We start from the raw sequence: 18401 nt of genomic DNA, 5'->3' as shown, positions 1-18401 counted from the left end.
GGAATAGATTGGCTATATTCCGCCTTATCCAGGCCTTTCACAAGAAAGAAATTCTGCCGATTGGGCAAAAAGCGAGTGATTTCTTGCTGAAAGGTCAATCGAGACGATAGCGGATTTCCGATCTCAGGAATGGCAGCAAATCCATTTCAAACCAAGGATTCTTCTTCAGCCAGCCGGTGTTGCGCCATGATGGATGCGGCAGCGGCAACACTTTCGGGCTGGCTGGCGCATCCCAGATGGCACGCCAGTCCATTACGGTTTCCGTCAGCGACGGCCGGCGCGCGGCACCCATGTGCCAGGACTGCGCATAGATGCCGATTGTCAGCACCAGATCGATTCGCGGCATCAGCGCCATCAAAGGCGCGCGCCAGGCCGGCGCGCATTCGCGCCTCGGCGGCAGGTCACCGCCCTTGGCATCCTGACCGGGGAAGCAGAAGCCCATCGGCACGATGGCGAACTTCTCGATGTCGTAGAATTCGTCGCTGGTTACGCCGAGCCAATTCCGCAGGCGATCGCCGGAGGCGTCGGTGAACGGCATGCCCGACAGGTGCACCTTGGTGCCCGGCGCCTGGCTGGCAATCAGGATTCGGGCGATCGAGGACGGTCGCAGCACCGGCCGTGACTCGTGTGGCAGGGGCCTGCCGACGGGATTTTCGACGCAGATGCGGCACGCGCGGACCTTCGCGGCAAGGGTGTCGAGTTCGGTTCCCATTTCTCAGGCAGTTGCGCTCGGCCGGCTCGAGATCGCCTGATACCAACGCAGCACATTGGTGCATTCCTCCGGCACTTTGATGCGCGCCGGCTTCATGAAGTCGATGGCGATCATCCCGGTGATGTCGGCGATCGAATAGGCATCGCCGGCGGCGAATTCCCTATCCGCCAGCTCGCCGTCGAGGAGTTTCACGAATGCAATCGCCTTCGGCTTGTTGGCCTCGCCCCATTCGGGGATCTGCGGGATTTCCCATTCCTTCATGGCCGGATGAATATGACGGAAAGCCTGCGTAACGCTGCTGAGCAGGTTGAACTCCATTCGTCTCTGCCACATTTCGACCTGCGCCTTGCCGAGCGCGCCACGTCCGAACAGGGCGGGTTCCGGATGCAACTCCTCGAAATAGCGGCAGATGGCGACGGATTCTGTGAGGATGGTGCCGTCGTCGAGTTCCAGCACCGGTAGCCGTTGCAAGGGGTTGCGCGAGCTGACCGCCTGTTGCTTGTGCTCAAACGCGCCCATGTCGATGGGCACCAGCGGAACCGTGATGCCTTTCTCGGCGAGGAAAACGCGCACCCGCCTTGGGTTGGGTGCCCGGCCACCGTCGAAGAGCTTCATTCGATCCTCCCACCTTTCCCGACCACCATAGAGTTTACTCCAAGCATCACCAGAACCGAAAAATCTCGCGCGCCGCATCGCCGATCGAAGCCAGCGTGCCGTGTTTTCGCTCGACCGCCTCGCCATGGTGGCTGTCGCGCCAGTCCTGCGGCTGGTCGAACGTGCCCGCCCAGATGCCGGCCTTCGCCGCGCGGGCGGCGGCTTCCTCGCTTTCGAAGCCGCCAAAGGCAACGGCCCAGCCCGCCTCGACCTGTGCACTATTGAGATCCTTGCCGCCGGCGGTGCAATCGCCAAGCAGCCGGCCATAGCGATCGCGCTGCCAGCCGGCGCAAGAAACGGGCCTACCCGCGATCAGGCGCACCAGCGACTGACGCGCAAGCGTGCCGCAGGGATAGTCGGCGCCGTTCTTGCGGCAGGTCTGCGTATATTCCGGCGCGTCGATGCCGCGCATGCGGATGCGCTCGGTGCCCAGCGTGATCGAATCGCCATCATTGACGATTGCCGTGCCTTGCGTCTTGCGCGTCTCCACCCGGTCGAGGCGCGCGGCCAACAGGATCAGCAGCCCCAGAATGATGACGGTCAGGCCGTAGTCCAGCAATTTGCGCCACAGGCTTCTCGGGCGCGGCGGCGCGTATCGCCGGCGCGACCCTAGATACCAGGAACGGCTCATATGGCAAACGGTTGGTTAATCATTCGAACGTAGCTTAACACCTTGGAACCGCTGCTCGCATAATTGAAGTTTTGATGCCTTTGCAACGCTCGAACACAGCGGATAAGTTCATTGTGGACCGCAGGAAACCGCATCGCAACAGCGATGTCGCGCGTGCGGTGCGCAAGACGCGCGACCGTCTTTCACAGCAGGCCGGCAATCCCGATTTCGACCGCGAATTGCTGAAACTGCACGCCCGCGCGATGACAAGCGGCGCCATCGCCATTCCGCTGCTCGTCCTGGTGATCGCGGCGGCCGGCCGGCTGGCCGGCGTCGGCAACGAGATCGTCGTCTGGGCGCTGTTCACGCTGACCTGCTACACCATCGTCGCCTTCATGGCGCGGCGCATAGAACGCACCGAAGCTTCTGAACTCACCCCTTTGCAAACACTAAGGGAATTCCTGGTCGGCCATTTCCTTTGCGGCCTCGGCTGGGCATGGTTCGTCTGGCTCGGCTGCGGCGCCTGCCAGGTCGACCAGTTCCAGGTGGTCAAGGCGGTGGTGCTGCTGTTTGCCATGGCCGCGACCGCGATCATGGCCTCGTCCTTGCGCGGCGCGCTGCTGGCGACCTTTGCCGTTCCGGTGGCACTCTATGCCTATGTCGGGGCCAGGCTTTGGATGCCGGTCGAGACGATCATGGCCGGGCTGCTCGTCGTATCGCTGCCCTTCTTCGTCTACGTCGCCCGCCACCTCAACCGCTCGTCGCTGATGCTGTTGTCGTTCCGCTCCGAAAAGGATGCGCTGATCGCCGAACTGGAGACGGCGAAGTCGATGTCGGACGAGGCACGCCGCCGGGCCGAGGACGCCAACCTGGCGAAATCGCGGTTTCTCGCTTCGATGAGCCACGAACTGCGCACGCCGCTTAACGCCATCCTCGGTTTTTCCGAGGTGATGTCGAACGAGGTGCTCGGGCCGATGAACAATCCCACCTATCGCGACTACGCCCATGACGTGCATGAATCCGGCCAGCATCTGCTCGACCTCATCAACGAGATCCTCGACCTGTCGCGCATCGAGGCCGGCCGCTATCAACTCAACGAGGAGCCGGTGATGCTGCTTGGGATCGTCGAGGATTGCTGCCACATGATGGAATTGAAGGCGCGCAACAAGGATATCCGCGTCGTCCAGGATTTCGAGCATGAATTGCCGCGGCTGTTCGCCGACGAGCGCGCGGTGCGGCAAATCACGCTGAACCTCCTGTCCAACGCGATAAAATTCACCGCCACCGGCGGCGAAATCCGCGTCCGCGTCGGCTGGACGGCGGGTGGCGGGCAATACATTTCCGTCAAGGACAATGGCCCGGGCATACCGGAAGACGAAATCCCGGTCGTGCTTTCGGCCTTCGGCCAGGGCTCGATCGCCATCAAGAGCGCCGAGCAAGGCACCGGGCTTGGCCTGCCGATCGTGCAAGGCCTGCTCGCCATGCATGGCGGCGAATTCGAACTTCATTCCAAGCTGCGCGAAGGCACCGAGGCGATCGCCATCTTCCCGCTGAGCCGCGTGATGGAAGAACTGCCGGCGCTGCCGACCGCGGCGGTGGCGGCGCGACGGCGGTAGCGGAAATAGCTGGGATACGACGTACCCGATATCTACCCGCGTACCGCCGCGGCCATTCCCGAACTGGTCAGCGCCGCCGCCTTGACCAGGCCTGCCGCAAGAGCGGCCCCTGCCCCTTCGCCGTGGCTTATGCTCAAATCGAGCAACGGGCGCAGACCGAGCCGCTCTGCGGCCCTTGCATGCGCGGGCTCCGGCGACAGGCTGGCGAGAAGACAATGGTCGAGCGCGGCGGGATTGGCGGCATGCAGCACCGCCGCGGCGGCCGTTGCCGCGACACCGTCGAGCAGCACCGGAATCTTCTGCATCCGTGCGGCGAGGATGGCCCCGGCAATCGCGGCGAACTCGCGGCCGCCGACGCGGCGCAGCGTCTCGAGCGGGTCGCCCAGATGGCCACGATGAAAGGCCAGTGCCGCATCGACGACTGCCGCCTTGCGGGCCTGCATCATCGCATCGGCGCCGGACCCCAGGCCGACCCAATCGGCGCCCCTGCCCCCGAACAGTGCTGCGAACAAGGCGGCGGCGATGGTGGAATTGCCGACGCCGAGATCGCCAAGGCACAACAAATCGGTGCCGCCGGCAATCGCTTCCATGCCGAAGGCCATGGTCGCGGCGCACCCCCGCTCGTCGAGCGCGGCATCCTCCGATATATCAGCCGTCGGGATGTGCAGGGCGAGGTCGAACACCTTCAGCCCAAGATCGTTGGCAATGCAGATCTGGTTGATCGCGGCCCCACCGGCCGCGCAAAGCTCCACCGCATCGGCGGTCGCAGCCACCGGCCGTGGCGAGACGCCGTGCCTGACAACGCCATGATTGCCGGCAAAGACAGCCATCAAGGGTTTTGTCACGGCGGGCGGAGCGCGGCCGGTCCAGGCGGCGAGCCAGGCGGCAATGTCCTCGATGCGGCCAAGCGAACGTTGCGGCTTGTCGGCCCTGGCAAACAGCGTCCGCACGCGCGCCTCGGCCGCGGCATCGGCCGCCGGCAAATTGGCCAGGAGGTTGCGAAAATCGTCGAAAGGCAGTGCGCTGGTCATGTCGTGGCGGCCATTCCCTGGAGTTGGTGAGCGGCATAGCCGCGTTGGGTGATCGGCACAACCTCCCGGATCACCTCTCGCACTGCCGCAAAGGCGCCCGTGGAAGGCGCGATCGCGAGGGCTTGCATTGGCTTTGCGGTTGCACCATGTGGATGGACAACGGATTTCCGGACGGAAATCTCAAGAGAAAGTCATGACGGCCATCGAATCTCCCTGCATCCTGGTCTGCTCCATCGACATGAAAACCGGCTTCTGTTTCGGTTGCGGCCGCACGCGTGACGAGATTGGGGGCTGGATCGCCATGACGCCACAGGCGCGCCGCAACGTCATGGCCGAACTGCCGGCGAGGCTGGAGACGGTCGAACGGCGGCCACGACGGGAAACACGGCGCACCCGCATGGCGCGTGAACGCGACGCCCTTTCATGAGGCGGCCGCGCGGATGAACCGGCTGTTCTGGATCCTGATGGCGGCGATCGGAGTGGGAGCGATCCTGCTGATGCTCAACGACTCCGCCGGCAGCACGCTCGGCGTCGAAAATAACGATTTTGGCCGGTTGATCTGGCTTGGCGCGTTCGGCGCCCTCATCGGCGCCGGGCTTCTGCGGTCGGGCAGTCCCTTGGGCGCCATGGCCCGCAATATCGGCGCCTGGGCGGCGATCGCCTTGGCACTGATCGCCGGTTATCAGTATCGTTATGAGCTGCAGGATGTCGCCAGCCGGGTGACCGCCGGCCTTGTTCCCGGCAGCCCGCTGGCGCTCGGTATCGAAGACGGCCACGCCACGGTGACCCTCGACAAGGCTGACAATGGCCATTTCGAGGCGCGCATCCTGGTCAATGGCAGCCCGGTGCGGGCCGTGGTCGATACCGGTGCGACCAGCACCGTGCTGACGTCCGAGGACGCGCAGGCCGTAGGGTTCAATCCAGCGGCGCTCAACTACACCATAGCCGTCTCGACCGCCAACGGCATGGCGCGCGCCGCGGCCGTCAAAACCAATGAAGTGGCGATCGGCGGCATCGTGCGCAGGGATATGCCGGTCATGGTGGCTGCGCCAGGCATGCTTGGCCAAAGCCTGCTCGGCATGAATTTCATCGGCTCGCTGTCGGGTTTCGACGTGCGCGGCGACCGCATGGTTCTCAGGGACTGAATCTCACCCCGGACGTCAGGCCGCCTCTGCAGCCGTTCCACCGAAATCGACCGCCGCGAAAGCCGTCTTCAACACGTCCGGTCCGGCACCGGGCCGGGTTGCGTCGGTGGACAGGATCTGGCGATAGCGGCGCGCGCCCGGCAGCCCATGAAACAGCCCGACCATATGGCGCGTGACATGGCCAAGCCGCCCGCCCTGCTCGATATGGCGTGCCGCATAGCCGGCCATGGCATCGATCAGCGCGGCGAAATCGAACGCTTCCGATTTCACGCCATAGAAGGCGGCATCGATGCCAGCGAGGATACCAGGCGTATGGTAGGCGGCGCGGCCAAGCATGGCGCCGTCGACATGACCGAGATGCGCCCGGGCTTCTTCAAGCGATTGAATACCGCCATTGATACCAATGAATTCGCTAGGTTTTCTGGCCTTGAGCCGATAGACCCTGTTATAATCAAGCGGCGGGACGTCGCGGTTTTCCTTGGGGCTCAGCCCTTCCAGCCACGCTTTGCGCGCATGCACCCACAAAGCGTCGGCGCCAGCCTCGAAAACACCGTTGGCCAGCGCATCGAGCGCCGGCTCGGGATCCTGCTCGTCGACGCCGATGCGGCATTTGACGGTGACGGGAATTCTCACCGCCGCCTTCATCGCCGCGACGCACTCGGCGACGAGGTCAGGCACCTTCATCAGGCAGGCGCCGAACGTACCCGACTGGACGCGATCCGACGGGCAACCGACATTGAGGTTGATCTCGTCATAGCCGAAGGCTTCGCCGATGCGCGCCGCCTCGGCAAGTTTTCCGGGATCCGAGCCGCCGAGCTGCAGCGCGACCGGATGTTCCCCGCCGTCGAAGCCAAGCAGCCTTTCGCGTGCGCCCTGGATGACCGCGTCGGCCACCACCATCTCGGTATAAAGCAGCGCACGGGCCGTCAACTGGCGATGGAAGAACCGGCAATGCCGATCCGTCCAGTCCATCATCGGGGCTATGGCTAAAACAGGGTCCTTGTAGATCAAGGGTTTCAGCCTTTTTCCTTGGTTTTCCGCCATTCTTCGCTGCCTGTTTCCGCCCGTCTCTTGCTGTTTCCGTCCATTTCCGCTACCGACTGCTACAAGCGTAGCAAATGCAAAAGGCTTGTAGCAAACCGAATGGGCACCGTAACAGAGCGAAAGAGCGCAAACGGCACGACGCGCTATACAGCACAAATCCGCCTGAGGCGAGACGGCAAGGTTCATACGGAGGCCGAGACCTGGGACAGCGACAAAAAGGCCCGCGCGTGGATCGAGAAACGGGAGAAAGAGCTGAAGGCGCCGGGCGGCTTGGAGCGCGCGAAAACGCCGCGGAAAACGCTGGCCCAGGTGATCGACCAGTACATTTCGGAATCGATCAAGGCGATCGGAAAGACCAAGGCGCAATGCCTGCGGACAACCAAGTCGTTCGACATCGCTGACATGGAATGTTCGGCCATCGAGAGTTCGCACATCGTCGCCTTCGCGCAGGAACTGTACGACGGCGGCCGTATCGACACCTCCACGGTCGGAAACTACATCTCGCATTTGAGTTCGATCTTCGAGCTGGCGAGGCCAGCCTGGGGCTATCCGCTGAACTATCAAGCGATGAAGGACGCGCAGGTCGTCCTGAAGAAACAGCTCGGCATCATTTCGAAGAGCAAGAGCCGTGACAGGCGGCCGACGCTCGGCGAACTGGACCTTCTGATGCAGCATTTCGTTGACCGTCAAAAGCGCACCCCGCACTCGCTGCCGATGCACCGCGTCACCGCTTTTGCGATCGTTTCGACCCGGAGACAGGACGAGATCGCCCGCATGAAATGGCTCGACTTCGACGAGGTGCACCATCGCGTCCTGGTCCGGGACATGAAGAATCCAGGCCAGAAAATCGGGAACGACGTCTGGTGCGAACTCGTTCCGGAAGCGGTCGAGATCATCAAGGCAATGCCAAGGGTCGAGGACGAGATCTTTCCGTACAAGGCCAACACAATCAGCGATGCCTTCACCGATGCATGCAAGCTGCTCGAGATCGACGATCTGCGTTTCCACGACCTCCGGCACGACGGGGTGTCCCGGCTGTTCGAGATGGGCTGGACCATCGCGCAGGCTGCCTCGGTGTCGGGGCATCGGTCGTGGGATAGCCTAAAAAGGTACACGCAGATGCGCGGGAAGGGCGACAAGCTCACAGGCTGGAAATGGTGGCCCGTCGTGACGGCTCCCCTGCAAGCCAAAACAGCGTAACTGCATCTGGAAGGTGAATGACCTGGAAGGCGCCTAGCTCACCTCCATCGTCGTATCCCCTTCCCCTGATGCGCGTTTCGCAAAAACGCCGGACTGCCTGCGAGGTCGCCTAGGCTCCCGTCCCTCACGTCAAGGTGAACAAACGCTCCCAGATGACATTATACTGGTTATGCGACTCTAGGTTAACTATTAAGCAATCAAGCAAGTGTGTCGCTTGGACAAGAATGGATTTTTTTGGCTTCTAAGGGTCGTCCCTCCCCTGCCCTCTATCTGCCTCGAAGGCTTCATGAAATGCATGACTGTGCTGCCGCATCAATTGGTTGAACCTGTTATTTCAACTGGTCTCTCCGTGTCATTTTTCTAGTCAGAACTGACCCATGGACACAAGTGAAGGATTGGCCGCTCTGGCCGCCCCGTGGATCGGAACACGCTCGATCGCAGAATTGGGATTTGTGTCAGGAAGTCGGTGCATTTCCGTAGCCGGCGACGCATGACATCCGAACCGGGCTCACCTTTCAGACCCGGCATCAATCAAACCCTCAGATTGCCCAGCTTGAGCAAATCCCGACGCATGCGAAGCCCCGGACCCGAAACACCATCATCGGGAATGAACGCCACGTCGGCTTGGCTTCCTCCTGTAGATCTTGACTTTCTAGCCAATCTCCACGGCTTACCTGTCCGACAACTGAAACCCAATCTTCTTGACCAGGCCCTTTCGAATGCGCACCGCGGGCCCATTGGATTTCGTTTCGGGAAGGAACTCAACACCAAGCTCCTCCAATGCCGCCTGGACGCGCAGACTGATCTCCAGGCCTACTGGCTCCCGTGCCTCGATCCGGACAATTGAGCGAGTGCTCACACGCGCCTTGTCGGCGAGCTCTTTTGGGGTGATGTCCAGGAGCGCGCGGGCCGCGCGAAGGAAGTCGTATGATGCCTGCATGCCAGAAGTTCTACCCGTAGCGAAACGGGAAGACCAGCTATCCTGTTGATAGGCGTCGCGACGCCGGTAAAGGCGTATGGACGCCTACGCTCGAGCGCCGTATCTATCGGGCCGTTGATTCCGCGAATCAAAGGATTCGACCCAAGCGGGATCCTTACTGGAGCATGGAGGCACCCCAATGTTGCTGTTTGGCCGCGAGACGATGACCGACGCTATGTTCAACTTCCAGACCGCCCGTCTTCTCGCATTGGCCGATGACATGGAGCGCGTTCGTTGTGGCGTTCCGCCGGAAGCGATGGCGGGTGATGCGGCCCCAATTCTCGACAGATGGATCCTTGCTCAACGAGCCGTTCCGTGCCTTGCCGGGCTGTCGACCGGCCATCCTCGACTCGTTGGCCAGGACAGATTGATCGCCACAACAGATTTGTGGCTGCTCTCCGAAGACCGGGCTTGGGCACGAACGCTGTCGCGATGGTATAGGGTCGGACGTCCCGCTGAGCAGTCCGCCCTCGATTCATGAGGGTCGGCTATGACATCCAGGGATTCGACCTTCGACCTTCATTTCGACCGCCGCCTGAAGGCAGCGAAAGCCCGCTTGCATGAGGTGGAAGGATCATCGCTTGTCGATCATCCGCCCGAGGGCAGCTCCAAGCACAACTTGATGGAGCGCGGGATTCCTATGGCGAATCCCTTGGCGCCTGCATCACAGCGGCCACGCGCGTTCGGCAGGTACACGGCCAGCGACGCGCTGCTCGGGCTTCTTGGCCATACTGAAAGCTGCCTCGCGCTCATCAGGGCCGGCCCCATCGCTTCGTGTGACTGCAGAACCGCGCACATGGAGGATCCAGCGATCGCCGTCGAGGTGACAAGACATTATGTCCGCACATCCATCGCGACCGGGGCGCCAATCCCGACGGTGATCCTCGAGCTTCTGACCTGCCACGTCATGGACGCAAACCCTGCCTGTATCGAGTTGGCGGAATGGCTTGAGGCCACTGGTCTTCTCGACCTCTGACGGCGGGCGAACGATCACCAGGGTTCGGACCATTCATGAACCATCGTCGGGAAGCTCGTCGGTGCCCGCGAGGTCCATCGGGCACGGCAACGATCGAAAGGATTGGAAGATGAAAAAGCGTCGCATGCCAAGTTTCTCGCGACAGCATCGTAGCAAGAAGATCAGAGCTGTCGAGGCTGCGGGTGACTCCGGCATTTCTGCTGAAAGGGCTGCAGACGCTGTTGGCAGCGCGGACAGTTTTCTTGGGGACCCTCTGCTTTTGCGGGCGCTGCAGCTCCAGTTCCGCATGTCGGTCCATGAAGCCGCTCATGCGGTAGCGCGCCTCCGTCTGGATCTTGGAACCATCGTGAAGATTACCATCGAGGCTCCGGAAGGTGGCTATGTCACCGGGACCATGCCTGAAGAGCAGACCGAGGCGATGCTCACGGGCGTTCTCATCGCAGCACTCGCGGGCCGCGCGGCGGAGGAAGTGATCGTGGGGTCGGTCGCCGCAGGATCCGGCTCTGAGTCCTGTGATCTTGCGGCTGCAACCGCATTGGCATTCGACATGGAGACTGTGATGGGTTTTTCGAAGAAATGGCCGCTGCTTCACCGCAAAGTCGAGGATCGGGCATCGATGCTCGCGACCGACCAAGAACTGGCGGCGCGCGTGAACGCCCGGCTGGAGAGCGCCTATGCTGTCGCCCGGAAAATAGTCGTCAACCAGGAGATCGCGATCGATTTCCTTGGCGAGATCTTGCTGGAGCGAAAGACGTTGGAGGGACCCGAACTCGACGCCGTGCTGGATCAGGTCAGGGAGCGGATCGTCGCATCGCCAAACTGATCGCGCAGCGGTCGAAAGAAACATCGCGTGTTCATGATTCCAGGACCGTTGAGCCCTTGGCGCGCCCACGTGAATCAAATCAAGGTTTCGCTCTTATGAAAGTATGGTTGTTTTCTGACCTGCACCTTGAAGTCGCTGATTTGCACCAGGCCATGGCCATTCCGGACGCCGATGTCTGCGTCGTCGCCGGAGACCTTTGCCGCGCGCCTGCGAACGGTGTTTTTTGGCTCGCAAAGCATATCGCTCCGGCGATGCCGTGCGTCTACGTTGCCGGGAACCACGAATTTTACAAAGGCTCGATCAAGGAAGGACTGGAAGACGGTCGCAATGCCGCCGCCCAGTTCCCGGGGGTATATTTCCTCGAGAACGATTCGGTCGTTATCGATGGCGTTCGGTTCGTCGGCGCGACGCTGTGGACAGACTATCGGGTCGAAGGGCATCCTGAACTCGCCATGGTCTACGCGCGCGAACGCATGAACGACCACAGGCTAATCGCGACACAGAGGGATCCCTGGCAAAGATTCCTGCCGGAGACGGCGTTACGGATGCATCAGGACTCGCGCCAGTTCATCGATACCGCGCTGAAGGCTGACCGGATCGCCACGGTTGTCGTCACGCATCATTTGCCGCACGCGAAATCGGTTCCTTCTAGGTTCAGGGGCGACCTGCTGAATGCCGCCTTTGCGTCGGACCTGTCCGAGGTGATCGAGTGTGGTCGACCCGCTCTCTGGGTCCATGGGCACACGCATGATAGTTGTGATTACAAGGTCGGCGGCCCGCGCGTAATCTGCAATCCGCGCGGATATGAGGATGAGAATGTAGAGTTCGATCCGGCGCTTGTCGTACAGGTGACCGCTTGAACCCGTTCAACGAATGCTGCACCGACTTTGCGACACCATGAACGCGAAGGATTCTACCCGGCCATCTTGGTCAGCGGGATTAGAAATTTACCTGTACGCCGCTGGCTCGCGGCCACCCAGCTGTATAGAGAACGCCTTTTTCTCGGCCTTCCACCTAGTCCCCGTCGCGCTCCTGTTGCGGGTGTTGTTCCCTGCCAGTTCGGCCAGCTCGGCACTCGTCAAGGAGGGAATCTCCTCTGCGAACCTTACGCTCGCTCGGGCCTCGATCTTCGAGCGGACAGCCGACATTGGATCGTTGGCGGAGCAAGTTGCGACCTCACTTGAGAACCAAACCGGCTCGTGTCTCCGTGGTACCGTGCATCTTCATTCTCGCGGCAGCGCTGGTCAACACGGGCCCGCTCAGATCGCGTCATGCGACCTCGCAACTGAACGACCGTAGAGGTTCCGATACGCGACAGCCCTGATAGCGATCCGAAGGTCCGGAGATGGCGCATTGCTGACAAGCCATCTTGGGCCGAGAGCGAACAGGCAGTTTTGAAAGCCGGAACTTTAAATATCGGACGTTTAGGGTCGTCAATCTCGCCAGCACCCTGGCGAAGTTTTTTGCTAGAGACTGGGCTGGTACAGTCAGTCTGGCTACGACGCTTGCGTCGTACGAACTTCACAACTGATGTGTCAACTTGCTTCCCCGTCGTTGATAGGAGGAGGTAGTTGTGGCGGGGTCAATTTTTTTGGAAACCGCTTCAGGTGCTCAAGGAATGTTCGCCTAGGTGAATAGACGTATTCATCGCCAACATTCTGACGGAGATGTTCCTTCAAGAGCTCCATTTTAGTTTGAGTACGCAGATCATATTCGTCGTCGACCGACAGGTCGAGACCGTCCTGCGAAGCGTAGGAAACATCCTGGGCGACAATGCTGATCTTGTAGAGTTCCTGCCGCCGGCGGTTGATCTCAATTATCTCGGACAGCAAGAAACGGAGAACGCCTACGCTTATGCCTAGCACGGTCAGCGAGACCGTGACGTAGGGCAACCGCGACAGCAGAAAATCAAAAATACTGATGTCTTTGAGCAGCGCTATTGCATCAAGCAAACGCTCTGAGTTGCCAAAAAGACGGAGTGTCACCCATACGATTAGAACCAACGGGACAATACAGAGGGCCGCGTAAAGCCGAATGCTCCGCGTACCTTGGCGCACATAACCATTGAGGTCCGTTGGAAAGAGATTGATGTTGGCTTTGATCTCGGCGAGTTGGCCCTCAGAGTCAACAATAGCCTTCGTCAGGACGCGACGTTCTTCCGTCAGCTTGTCGATCGATTGTTCCAAGTTGTCAGCGCGAGCCGCTTGCTCCTTGGCGACTGTGGCTGCGACCTGGATGTCTTCCTGAGTCTTTTTGTTGGTCTGCAGCGCAATCTCTGTCGAACCCTCCAGATCTTTCAGCTCGTTGCTCTTTTCCTCGAGGGTGGCTTCTAGCTCTCGTATTTCCTCTTCCCGCGCCAGAAATTCCTCATAGGATTTATTCGCTTTAGTGAAATAAACGGACAAATCGGCTTTTGCCGCCTCGCGCTTCGCCTCGATATTGTCAACAAATTGTACAAACTCAGCAACATAGTGCTTCTCGACACCGAGGACCTCCACTCGCTCAATCTGCGCTGATCTGAAAAGCGGCTCGTTCGGCCGAAGGCCAAACCCTTTCGTAAAATCACGGACTTGAAACGAGAAATGGTCGCCGGAAAAGTTCGTCGTTAATTTTCTCTCGCCTTGATCACTCAAGTAAGGAATAAGGCTTAATTCCATACCGTGGTAGTTTTCATATCCGGTTGCATAAACGTTGATCTCGGTCACATAAACTAGGTCAACGAAATCAAAATCGAGCCAGTGGCGCCTTGCCCGAACAAAGTTGTCGGCAGACTGATTGCCTACAAGCAGCGTCGAGCGGCGGGACTTATAAGAGAAAAACGTAATATCAATATTGCGCGGCTGCGGAAATGGTTCTCCAAAGGCAACCTCTACAGAGGCAGGGTCCGGCTGATTTGGCGGCTGAAGCGTCGAACCCTGGGACGAAACCATTGGAGCACCTTTCTTGATTCAAGCGTAGCGTATCGACAACGCCCGTTCACTGCTAGATGCGCCGGCTATTTCACGATAGTCGCGACACAACCAAGTAGATATCCATTATTTTTCGTAGATGCGAAAGAGGTCGTGCGTGGGGCTGCAGATATCCTGAAGACGTCCACTACGGACGCCCAGTATATACGAGCGCGATGACGGGCCATTGCCGCCCTGAAGTTCATTGAGTATCTGGCGACAGGGGTGCGGCCACAGTCGGACGCTGTGCAGTAGCGCCCGGCGCGTAAAACGTCGCCAATGCCTGCACGATCCCCACGCCAATCAGCACAGCGGTCAGCCAGCCAATCCGGCCCTGCTGCCGCATGGTGTCATGGTGGCGCCGCTCTTCCAGCTCGTAGGCGGCAATTGTGGTCAGACCCTGTGGCGCCAGCTCGAACCGCTGCCCCTTGTCGATCGCCCGCAGATCGCCGGAGTCTACCAGCGACCGCAAGACGAGCTTGTAATAGTTGTTCGTCGTTTCGCCCTCGGGATGCCTAAACCAGCGACGGGTGAACAGGATCTCCAGTAGCATAAAGATGCTGGCCTTGAAGTCATCATCCTTGCTGGTTTCGCTCACGAAGAGCCGCAGCACCTGGAGCCTGTCTTGGCGGGTCAGTCCTCGCTTGTTGAACCGGCCCTGCGTCCAGTGATCCCATTTCTCATAAAACCACGAGACGCCGAACGCCAACCCCAGGATGTACGAATACGGGTCATCCGCACGGCCGGTGTAGCCGTGGTAGAACTCCTCGCCCTGGAACTCGTAGGACGGCAATTCCTTCTTGGGAATGAAGCGCTCGACCGGGGGCGCGTTATTCCCTTCGAACCACCGACCGTCCATGCCACCGGTGACGACCTTGTCGAGGATAAACCTCTTCTTGGTCTCGGGCTGAATCAGCCGAACGCCACGGAAATTGTTGGTCTCATCAATCGTGAACTGACCAGGCATCCGGCGCCTCAACGCCATTCTTCCTGCCAGCATATAAGCAGTCGCACGCAACCAGTTGATCATCGGAACACACCCCGCGCCCGTTGTTGGACATCTCTCGGGGTTGTCCTTGGTGGAAAACAAGACGCATTACAATATCGTGGCGAGATTATTTTGTTATCTACTTGTTCATGCCAAAAGTGCAAGTGCATCGGCTACAAGCAGGCGAACTGCGCCGCCACTACCAGGACTCCAGCTCCGCTTTGGTGATGATAGGTATGGGGTACATTTTACCGATATTCTCCATCATACCATCTCTCATGGATCCAACGTCGATCTCATAGTCGGAAAAGACCTCCCGCAGGACGTTGGCAGTTTCGATGAGTATACGAAAACTCCAGTAGAGTGCGAAGTCGCTCCAGAACGCAGCGAACTGGTCGGAGCCAATCTTGACACTGCCACGCCTGCCCCAAACCCGGCGTCCTAGCTCATGACCTGAGAAGTGAACGAAACGGGACGTTGCCTGATAGACGAAGTTGTATTCCCGCTCCTTGCCAACCTGCCTTGCAAGAAAGGCCGCGCCGGGAGGCTCATCGTTGCGCCAGCCGAGTTGTTTGCCAATGGCACGCAGCTCCGCGAGTTGTGGCCTGGTGAGCGCGTCCCGCTGTTTGAGATATTTCTGGGTAAACCCATGCTGCTGCATGGCCTTTGCGCCGATAAACTGGTTCTGCGCTTCGAGCGTTTCGCTGGTCTCCCGGCTACTCAGGAGCAGAGCAATCTTTGGTGCTTTATCCGAGTGTTTTTCGAGATAAGTCGCCCAGAGCATTTCCTCGTATGCAGGCCTGAGCAACGTAACGCCAAAGTGTGCGTGACCGGTTTCGCCCCAGTCGACAACCGCCTGAGCGGCTTCGAACTGGCGGACCAGCATGCTCCGCTTGAAAAACTCCCAGAACTGATCCTGGTCTGATCCCGTCCACCGATAGTCCTTGATGGCGGTGATGTTGGGAGCAAGTAGGGCAAGGCAGTTCGAAACCGATATGCGTAAAGGAACTTCAGTGTCGACGCTCATATGCAATTCCATGATAAACGGGATTTGGCAGCCTAACCCGCGAACCATTCGGCGTCGATGTGGAAGCGTTCCGGCGAACTTGCCAACCTCCTTTGTTCGTGTGACGACTCGATGTGGCCAAGCCCAAATCCCTTACGTGAAAAGCGCGGCTCGAGCGCGGCACGACGGCATGCCGGTGGGCACGCCTTTTACCTCGAAAAATCACCCCGATGGTCGCGGTCTGCTCGCTCCATAAGTTCTTTCTAATCTCGCGCGGCCTGCAACCGAAACCGCTCCGCGGCCTCTGAAGACGTAGTGTCTGCTTTTGGTGCGGGATCTGGACCGTCTCGACGGCCGACATAGGGCGCATTCCAGACATTTAGTAGCTGATCGACCACGCAGCGGCCGGCCTCATCCCTTCCACATCGACGAACGGAGAATAGCCTGCACTTGCTCTGCCAGGTCGAGTTCGCCGCGCGCCTGGATCTGTAAAAGATATCGGGCCTTTGCGAGGCGATCTCCTTCCTCGGACACAGGATAGGCGCAGATGGCCAGTAGCGCCCTCTCCTCCTCCCGGCTGGCCTTGACGCGGTCGCGGCTACTGCCGCCCATTTCGTGCAGTGCTTCGCCAAAGGACGCATATGCTGTCTTGTGCGCCTCAATCAGAGCTCGCAGGTCGTTGGATGGTTCCCGGTCCAGGCCCTGCCGCTCTGCCCCGAAAGCATTTGCCGCAACCGTCGACGCGACGGCTGCGCTGCCGGAGTGGAAGAGCAAGGCGCGGCGGTTGATCCTGGACGTGGCGAACTCTCCCATTGCTTGATGCCATCAGATCAGTGGCGTATCACCATCAGATATTAACACGACGGTTCGCGCATTCCTGCAGGATGGATCGCCCCATGGCAGCCGACGGCCAACTCGGCCCGGCAATGGGGCCCTGACGGCGCAGGGGTTTGCAAAGGCGTCTTACGCCGGTGATTACCGCGTAGGTCACGGAGCCTACCACGGACAAACAAATGTCCGCTTGGAAGCCGCGCAGAAGGCTCATAGGTTCTAATTGTTTCATGGAGCCCAAGCTAATCTCGGTAGTAAAAATCCGATTAGGAGCCATTCATTCCTTTGATTGGGCCGCTATTCTCTCTAAGGTTTGGGCATGAAGTGGACGGACAACAAAACATATCTCAGCGCGACTGATCTCGTGGGCCATCTGAGCTGCCGCCATCTCACGAGCCTAGACCAAGCGGTTGCGAAGGGGACGCTTGCCAGACCAGCTTCTTACGATCCGTTTCTCGAAATCCTTCGAGAACGAGGCGCGCTTCACGAGCAAGCGTATATCGACCATCTGAAAACTTCGGGTCTCGATGCCGTGCGCATTGAAGGCATCGATATCACTGCGACAACGGCCGCACAGACACTCGATGCCATGCGCGCTGGGACGCCTGTTATCGTCCAAGGAGCTTTATTGAACGGACGGTGGAGCGGCCGAACAGACGTGCTTCTCCGTGTTGAGACACCATCAGCGCTCGGCCCCTGGTCCTATGAGGCAGTCGACACCAAGTTGGCTCGCGAAACAAAGGGAGGCACGGTCCTCCAGCTTTGCCTTTATTCCGATCTCCTGGCCGGCGCTCAAGGTCTGACGCCTGAATTCATGCATGTGGTTCCGCCATGGGCGGATTTTCAACGAGAGCAATATCGCTTCGCTGACTACGGCGCATTCTATCGCCGAGCTAAATCCGGGCTTGAGCTGACTGTCGACTCTGTCGGTGACTCCGACACCTATCCTGACCCCAACAGTCACTGCGATGTTTGCCGCTGGAGCACTCAATGTGACAAGCGGCGCCGAGCCGACGATCACCTGTGTCTCGTCGCCGGCATATCCAAAGTGCAGATCAACGAACTGAAGAGCCGCAGCGTAGGTGCCATGGAATCCCTAGCTCATATGACCCTGCCCCTGCAATGGAAGCCCGAGCGCGGCTCGGCCCATTCCTATGAGCGTGTTCGCGAACAAGCGCGGTTGCAAGTTGAGGCGAGAGTCAGCGGCAACCTCTGTTTCGAGCACCTCCCTGTCGAAGCAGGCTTCGGGCTGTCATGCCTCCCGGAACCTTCGGACGGAGATGTCTTCCTTGACCTGGAAGGCGACCCGTTCGTCGGCGAACACGGACTCGAGTACCTCTTTGGATATCAATTCAAAAATGAGGCTGGCGAATGGACCTACGTCGGAGACTGGGCCTTCTCCCGCGTCGACGAGAAGCTGGCGTTCGAAGCGTTCGTCGACTTCGTAACGAAGCATCGAAAGGCGTATCCGGAACTGCACGTCTACCACTACGCGCCTTACGAGCCTGGGGCTCTGAAACGGCTGATGGGTCGCTATGCAACGCGCGAAGAAGAATTCGACAACATGCTGCGGTCGAAGCTGTTCGTCGATCTATACGCCGTCGTCCGCAACGGCCTTCGCGCCAGCGTTGAAAGCTATTCGATCAAAAGGCTCGAGCCGTTTTATGGTTTCACGCGCGAAACAGCCCTTCAGGAAGCAAACATTGCACTGCTGAGTCTCCAATCGAGCTTGGAACTAGGGGTTGTTGAGAATCAGGATTCCACTTTCGCCCTTTGAGTGATTCAAGCCTCATTTTGGAGGTTTTGATGATTCGAACGGTTCTGACGGACGAGCAATG

19 protein-coding genes are annotated in these 18401 nt (G+C 59.6%); 9 read left to right on the top strand and 10 right to left on the bottom strand.

Annotated elements, in window-relative coordinates; translation table 11 throughout:
* Window positions 1–94: 94 nt before the first annotated feature.
* From NKI49_RS29025 to NKI49_RS29015, 3 genes are read right to left on the bottom strand one after another with little or no spacing between them, the layout of a single operon-like run.
* A complete protein-coding gene (locus NKI49_RS29025) occupies window positions 95–712 on the bottom strand; it encodes a uracil-DNA glycosylase family protein (RefSeq protein ID WP_352607009.1) in 618 nt (205 codons plus the stop codon).
* Between the two features lie 3 nt (window positions 713–715).
* Window positions 716–1327: a glutathione S-transferase gene (locus tag NKI49_RS29020; protein WP_352607011.1), complete on the bottom strand. Its 612-nt coding sequence runs from the start codon at window positions 1325–1327 to the stop codon at window positions 716–718.
* 46 nt (window positions 1328–1373) lie between these two features.
* The gene (locus NKI49_RS29015; RefSeq protein WP_352607013.1) at window positions 1374–1997 is read right to left on the bottom strand and encodes a thermonuclease family protein; all 624 of its coding nucleotides are present in this window, start codon (window positions 1995–1997) and stop codon (window positions 1374–1376) included.
* Window positions 1998–2071: 74 nt separating this feature from the next.
* Between NKI49_RS29015 and NKI49_RS29010 the strand changes: the two genes are divergently transcribed.
* Complete coding sequence (locus NKI49_RS29010; protein ID WP_352607015.1) at window positions 2072–3592, top strand: sensor histidine kinase; 1521 nt, start codon at window positions 2072–2074, stop codon at window positions 3590–3592.
* A gap of 32 nt (window positions 3593–3624) precedes the next feature.
* Here NKI49_RS29010 and NKI49_RS29005 read toward each other — a convergent pair whose 3' ends face one another.
* A complete protein-coding gene (locus NKI49_RS29005) occupies window positions 3625–4623 on the bottom strand; it encodes a nicotinate-nucleotide--dimethylbenzimidazole phosphoribosyltransferase (RefSeq protein ID WP_352607017.1) in 999 nt (332 codons plus the stop codon).
* 193 nt (window positions 4624–4816) lie between these two features.
* On the opposite strand from NKI49_RS29005, the gene NKI49_RS29000 reads away from it, so the two are divergent.
* Window positions 4817–5050, top strand: coding sequence for a DUF1289 domain-containing protein (locus NKI49_RS29000; RefSeq protein WP_352607019.1), 234 nt, complete (start codon window positions 4817–4819; stop codon window positions 5048–5050).
* Between the two features lie 13 nt (window positions 5051–5063).
* Window positions 5064–5768: a TIGR02281 family clan AA aspartic protease gene (locus tag NKI49_RS28995; protein ID WP_352607021.1), complete on the top strand. Its 705-nt coding sequence runs from the start codon at window positions 5064–5066 to the stop codon at window positions 5766–5768.
* Between the two features lie 15 nt (window positions 5769–5783).
* Here the strand turns inward: NKI49_RS28995 and dusA are convergent, their stop codons facing one another.
* Window positions 5784–6812 carry a tRNA dihydrouridine(20/20a) synthase DusA gene (gene dusA, locus NKI49_RS28990; protein WP_352607023.1) on the bottom strand — a complete coding sequence of 343 codons (1029 nt, stop codon included), beginning with the start codon at window positions 6810–6812 and terminating at the stop codon, window positions 5784–5786.
* A 99-nt stretch (window positions 6813–6911) separates the two neighbouring features.
* On the opposite strand from dusA, the gene NKI49_RS28985 reads away from it, so the two are divergent.
* Window positions 6912–8012, top strand: a complete 1101-nt coding sequence (locus NKI49_RS28985) for a tyrosine-type recombinase/integrase (RefSeq protein WP_352607025.1) — start codon at window positions 6912–6914, stop codon at window positions 8010–8012.
* A gap of 670 nt (window positions 8013–8682) precedes the next feature.
* On the opposite strand, the gene NKI49_RS28980 is transcribed toward NKI49_RS28985, so the two are convergent.
* Entirely contained in the window at window positions 8683–8952 is a 270-nt protein-coding gene (locus NKI49_RS28980; RefSeq protein ID WP_352607027.1) for a hypothetical protein, read from the bottom strand.
* Window positions 8953–9130: 178 nt separating this feature from the next.
* On the opposite strand from NKI49_RS28980, the gene NKI49_RS28975 reads away from it, so the two are divergent.
* From NKI49_RS28975 to NKI49_RS28960, 4 genes are all read left to right on the top strand, one after another.
* Window positions 9131–9472 carry a DUF6634 family protein gene (locus NKI49_RS28975; protein ID WP_352607029.1) on the top strand — a complete coding sequence of 114 codons (342 nt, stop codon included), beginning with the start codon at window positions 9131–9133 and terminating at the stop codon, window positions 9470–9472.
* A gap of 315 nt (window positions 9473–9787) precedes the next feature.
* The gene (locus NKI49_RS28970) at window positions 9788–9967 is read left to right on the top strand and encodes a hypothetical protein (RefSeq protein WP_352607031.1); all 180 of its coding nucleotides are present in this window, start codon (window positions 9788–9790) and stop codon (window positions 9965–9967) included.
* A 109-nt stretch (window positions 9968–10076) separates the two neighbouring features.
* On the top strand, window positions 10077–10790 hold the full coding sequence (locus tag NKI49_RS28965; protein WP_352607033.1) for a M41 family metallopeptidase: 714 nt from the start codon (window positions 10077–10079) through the stop codon (window positions 10788–10790).
* Between the two features lie 95 nt (window positions 10791–10885).
* Complete coding sequence (locus NKI49_RS28960; RefSeq protein ID WP_352607035.1) at window positions 10886–11650, top strand: metallophosphoesterase; 765 nt, start codon at window positions 10886–10888, stop codon at window positions 11648–11650.
* Between the two features lie 675 nt (window positions 11651–12325).
* On the opposite strand, the gene NKI49_RS28955 is transcribed toward NKI49_RS28960, so the two are convergent.
* The 4 genes from NKI49_RS28955 to NKI49_RS28940 form a co-directional block, all read right to left on the bottom strand.
* Window positions 12326–13720: an AAA family ATPase gene (locus tag NKI49_RS28955; protein ID WP_352607037.1), complete on the bottom strand. Its 1395-nt coding sequence runs from the start codon at window positions 13718–13720 to the stop codon at window positions 12326–12328.
* 220 nt (window positions 13721–13940) lie between these two features.
* Entirely contained in the window at window positions 13941–14768 is an 828-nt protein-coding gene (locus NKI49_RS28950) for a hypothetical protein (RefSeq protein ID WP_352607039.1), read from the bottom strand.
* A gap of 157 nt (window positions 14769–14925) precedes the next feature.
* Complete coding sequence (locus NKI49_RS28945) at window positions 14926–15753, bottom strand: DUF5677 domain-containing protein (protein WP_352607041.1); 828 nt, start codon at window positions 15751–15753, stop codon at window positions 14926–14928.
* A 390-nt stretch (window positions 15754–16143) separates the two neighbouring features.
* Window positions 16144–16545 carry a hypothetical protein gene (locus tag NKI49_RS28940; RefSeq protein ID WP_352607043.1) on the bottom strand — a complete coding sequence of 134 codons (402 nt, stop codon included), beginning with the start codon at window positions 16543–16545 and terminating at the stop codon, window positions 16144–16146.
* Between the two features lie 337 nt (window positions 16546–16882).
* On the opposite strand from NKI49_RS28940, the gene NKI49_RS28935 reads away from it, so the two are divergent.
* Window positions 16883–18340: a TM0106 family RecB-like putative nuclease gene (locus tag NKI49_RS28935; protein ID WP_352607045.1), complete on the top strand. Its 1458-nt coding sequence runs from the start codon at window positions 16883–16885 to the stop codon at window positions 18338–18340.
* The last annotated feature ends 61 nt before the right edge of the window (window positions 18341–18401 follow it).

Source organism: Mesorhizobium sp. M0587 (assembly GCF_040320945.1).
GTDB lineage: Bacteria > Pseudomonadota > Alphaproteobacteria > Rhizobiales > Rhizobiaceae > Mesorhizobium.
Note: the sequence above shows the minus strand (reverse complement) of the source record. Positions and strands in the feature narration are given on the sequence as shown.

Bases quoted from the DNA above. Each gene is read 5' to 3' on its own strand.
- NKI49_RS28950 (WP_352607039.1), bottom strand. From the start codon at position 14,768: ATGATCAACTGGTTGCGTGCGACTGCTTATATGCTGGCAGGAAGAATG.
- NKI49_RS29005 (WP_352607017.1), bottom strand. From the start codon at position 4,623: ATGACCAGCGCACTGCCTTTCGACGATTTTCGCAACCTCCTGGCCAAT.
- NKI49_RS29010 (WP_352607015.1), top strand. From the start codon at position 2,072: ATGCCTTTGCAACGCTCGAACACAGCGGATAAGTTCATTGTGGACCGC.
- NKI49_RS28970 (WP_352607031.1), top strand. From the start codon at position 9,788: ATGGAGGATCCAGCGATCGCCGTCGAGGTGACAAGACATTATGTCCGC.
- NKI49_RS28975 (WP_352607029.1), top strand. From the start codon at position 9,131: ATGTTGCTGTTTGGCCGCGAGACGATGACCGACGCTATGTTCAACTTC.
- NKI49_RS28935 (WP_352607045.1), top strand. From the start codon at position 16,883: ATGAAGTGGACGGACAACAAAACATATCTCAGCGCGACTGATCTCGTG.
- NKI49_RS29025 (WP_352607009.1), bottom strand. From the start codon at position 712: ATGGGAACCGAACTCGACACCCTTGCCGCGAAGGTCCGCGCGTGCCGC.
- NKI49_RS28985 (WP_352607025.1), top strand. From the start codon at position 6,912: ATGGGCACCGTAACAGAGCGAAAGAGCGCAAACGGCACGACGCGCTAT.
- NKI49_RS29020 (WP_352607011.1), bottom strand. From the start codon at position 1,327: ATGAAGCTCTTCGACGGTGGCCGGGCACCCAACCCAAGGCGGGTGCGC.
- NKI49_RS28980 (WP_352607027.1), bottom strand. From the start codon at position 8,952: ATGCAGGCATCATACGACTTCCTTCGCGCGGCCCGCGCGCTCCTGGAC.
- NKI49_RS28995 (WP_352607021.1), top strand. From the start codon at position 5,064: ATGAACCGGCTGTTCTGGATCCTGATGGCGGCGATCGGAGTGGGAGCG.
- NKI49_RS29015 (WP_352607013.1), bottom strand. From the start codon at position 1,997: ATGAGCCGTTCCTGGTATCTAGGGTCGCGCCGGCGATACGCGCCGCCG.
- NKI49_RS28960 (WP_352607035.1), top strand. From the start codon at position 10,886: ATGAAAGTATGGTTGTTTTCTGACCTGCACCTTGAAGTCGCTGATTTG.
- NKI49_RS29000 (WP_352607019.1), top strand. From the start codon at position 4,817: ATGACGGCCATCGAATCTCCCTGCATCCTGGTCTGCTCCATCGACATG.
- NKI49_RS28945 (WP_352607041.1), bottom strand. From the start codon at position 15,753: ATGAGCGTCGACACTGAAGTTCCTTTACGCATATCGGTTTCGAACTGC.
- NKI49_RS28965 (WP_352607033.1), top strand. From the start codon at position 10,077: ATGAAAAAGCGTCGCATGCCAAGTTTCTCGCGACAGCATCGTAGCAAG.
- NKI49_RS28955 (WP_352607037.1), bottom strand. From the start codon at position 13,720: ATGGTTTCGTCCCAGGGTTCGACGCTTCAGCCGCCAAATCAGCCGGAC.
- dusA (WP_352607023.1), bottom strand. From the start codon at position 6,812: ATGGCGGAAAACCAAGGAAAAAGGCTGAAACCCTTGATCTACAAGGAC.
- NKI49_RS28940 (WP_352607043.1), bottom strand. From the start codon at position 16,545: ATGGGAGAGTTCGCCACGTCCAGGATCAACCGCCGCGCCTTGCTCTTC.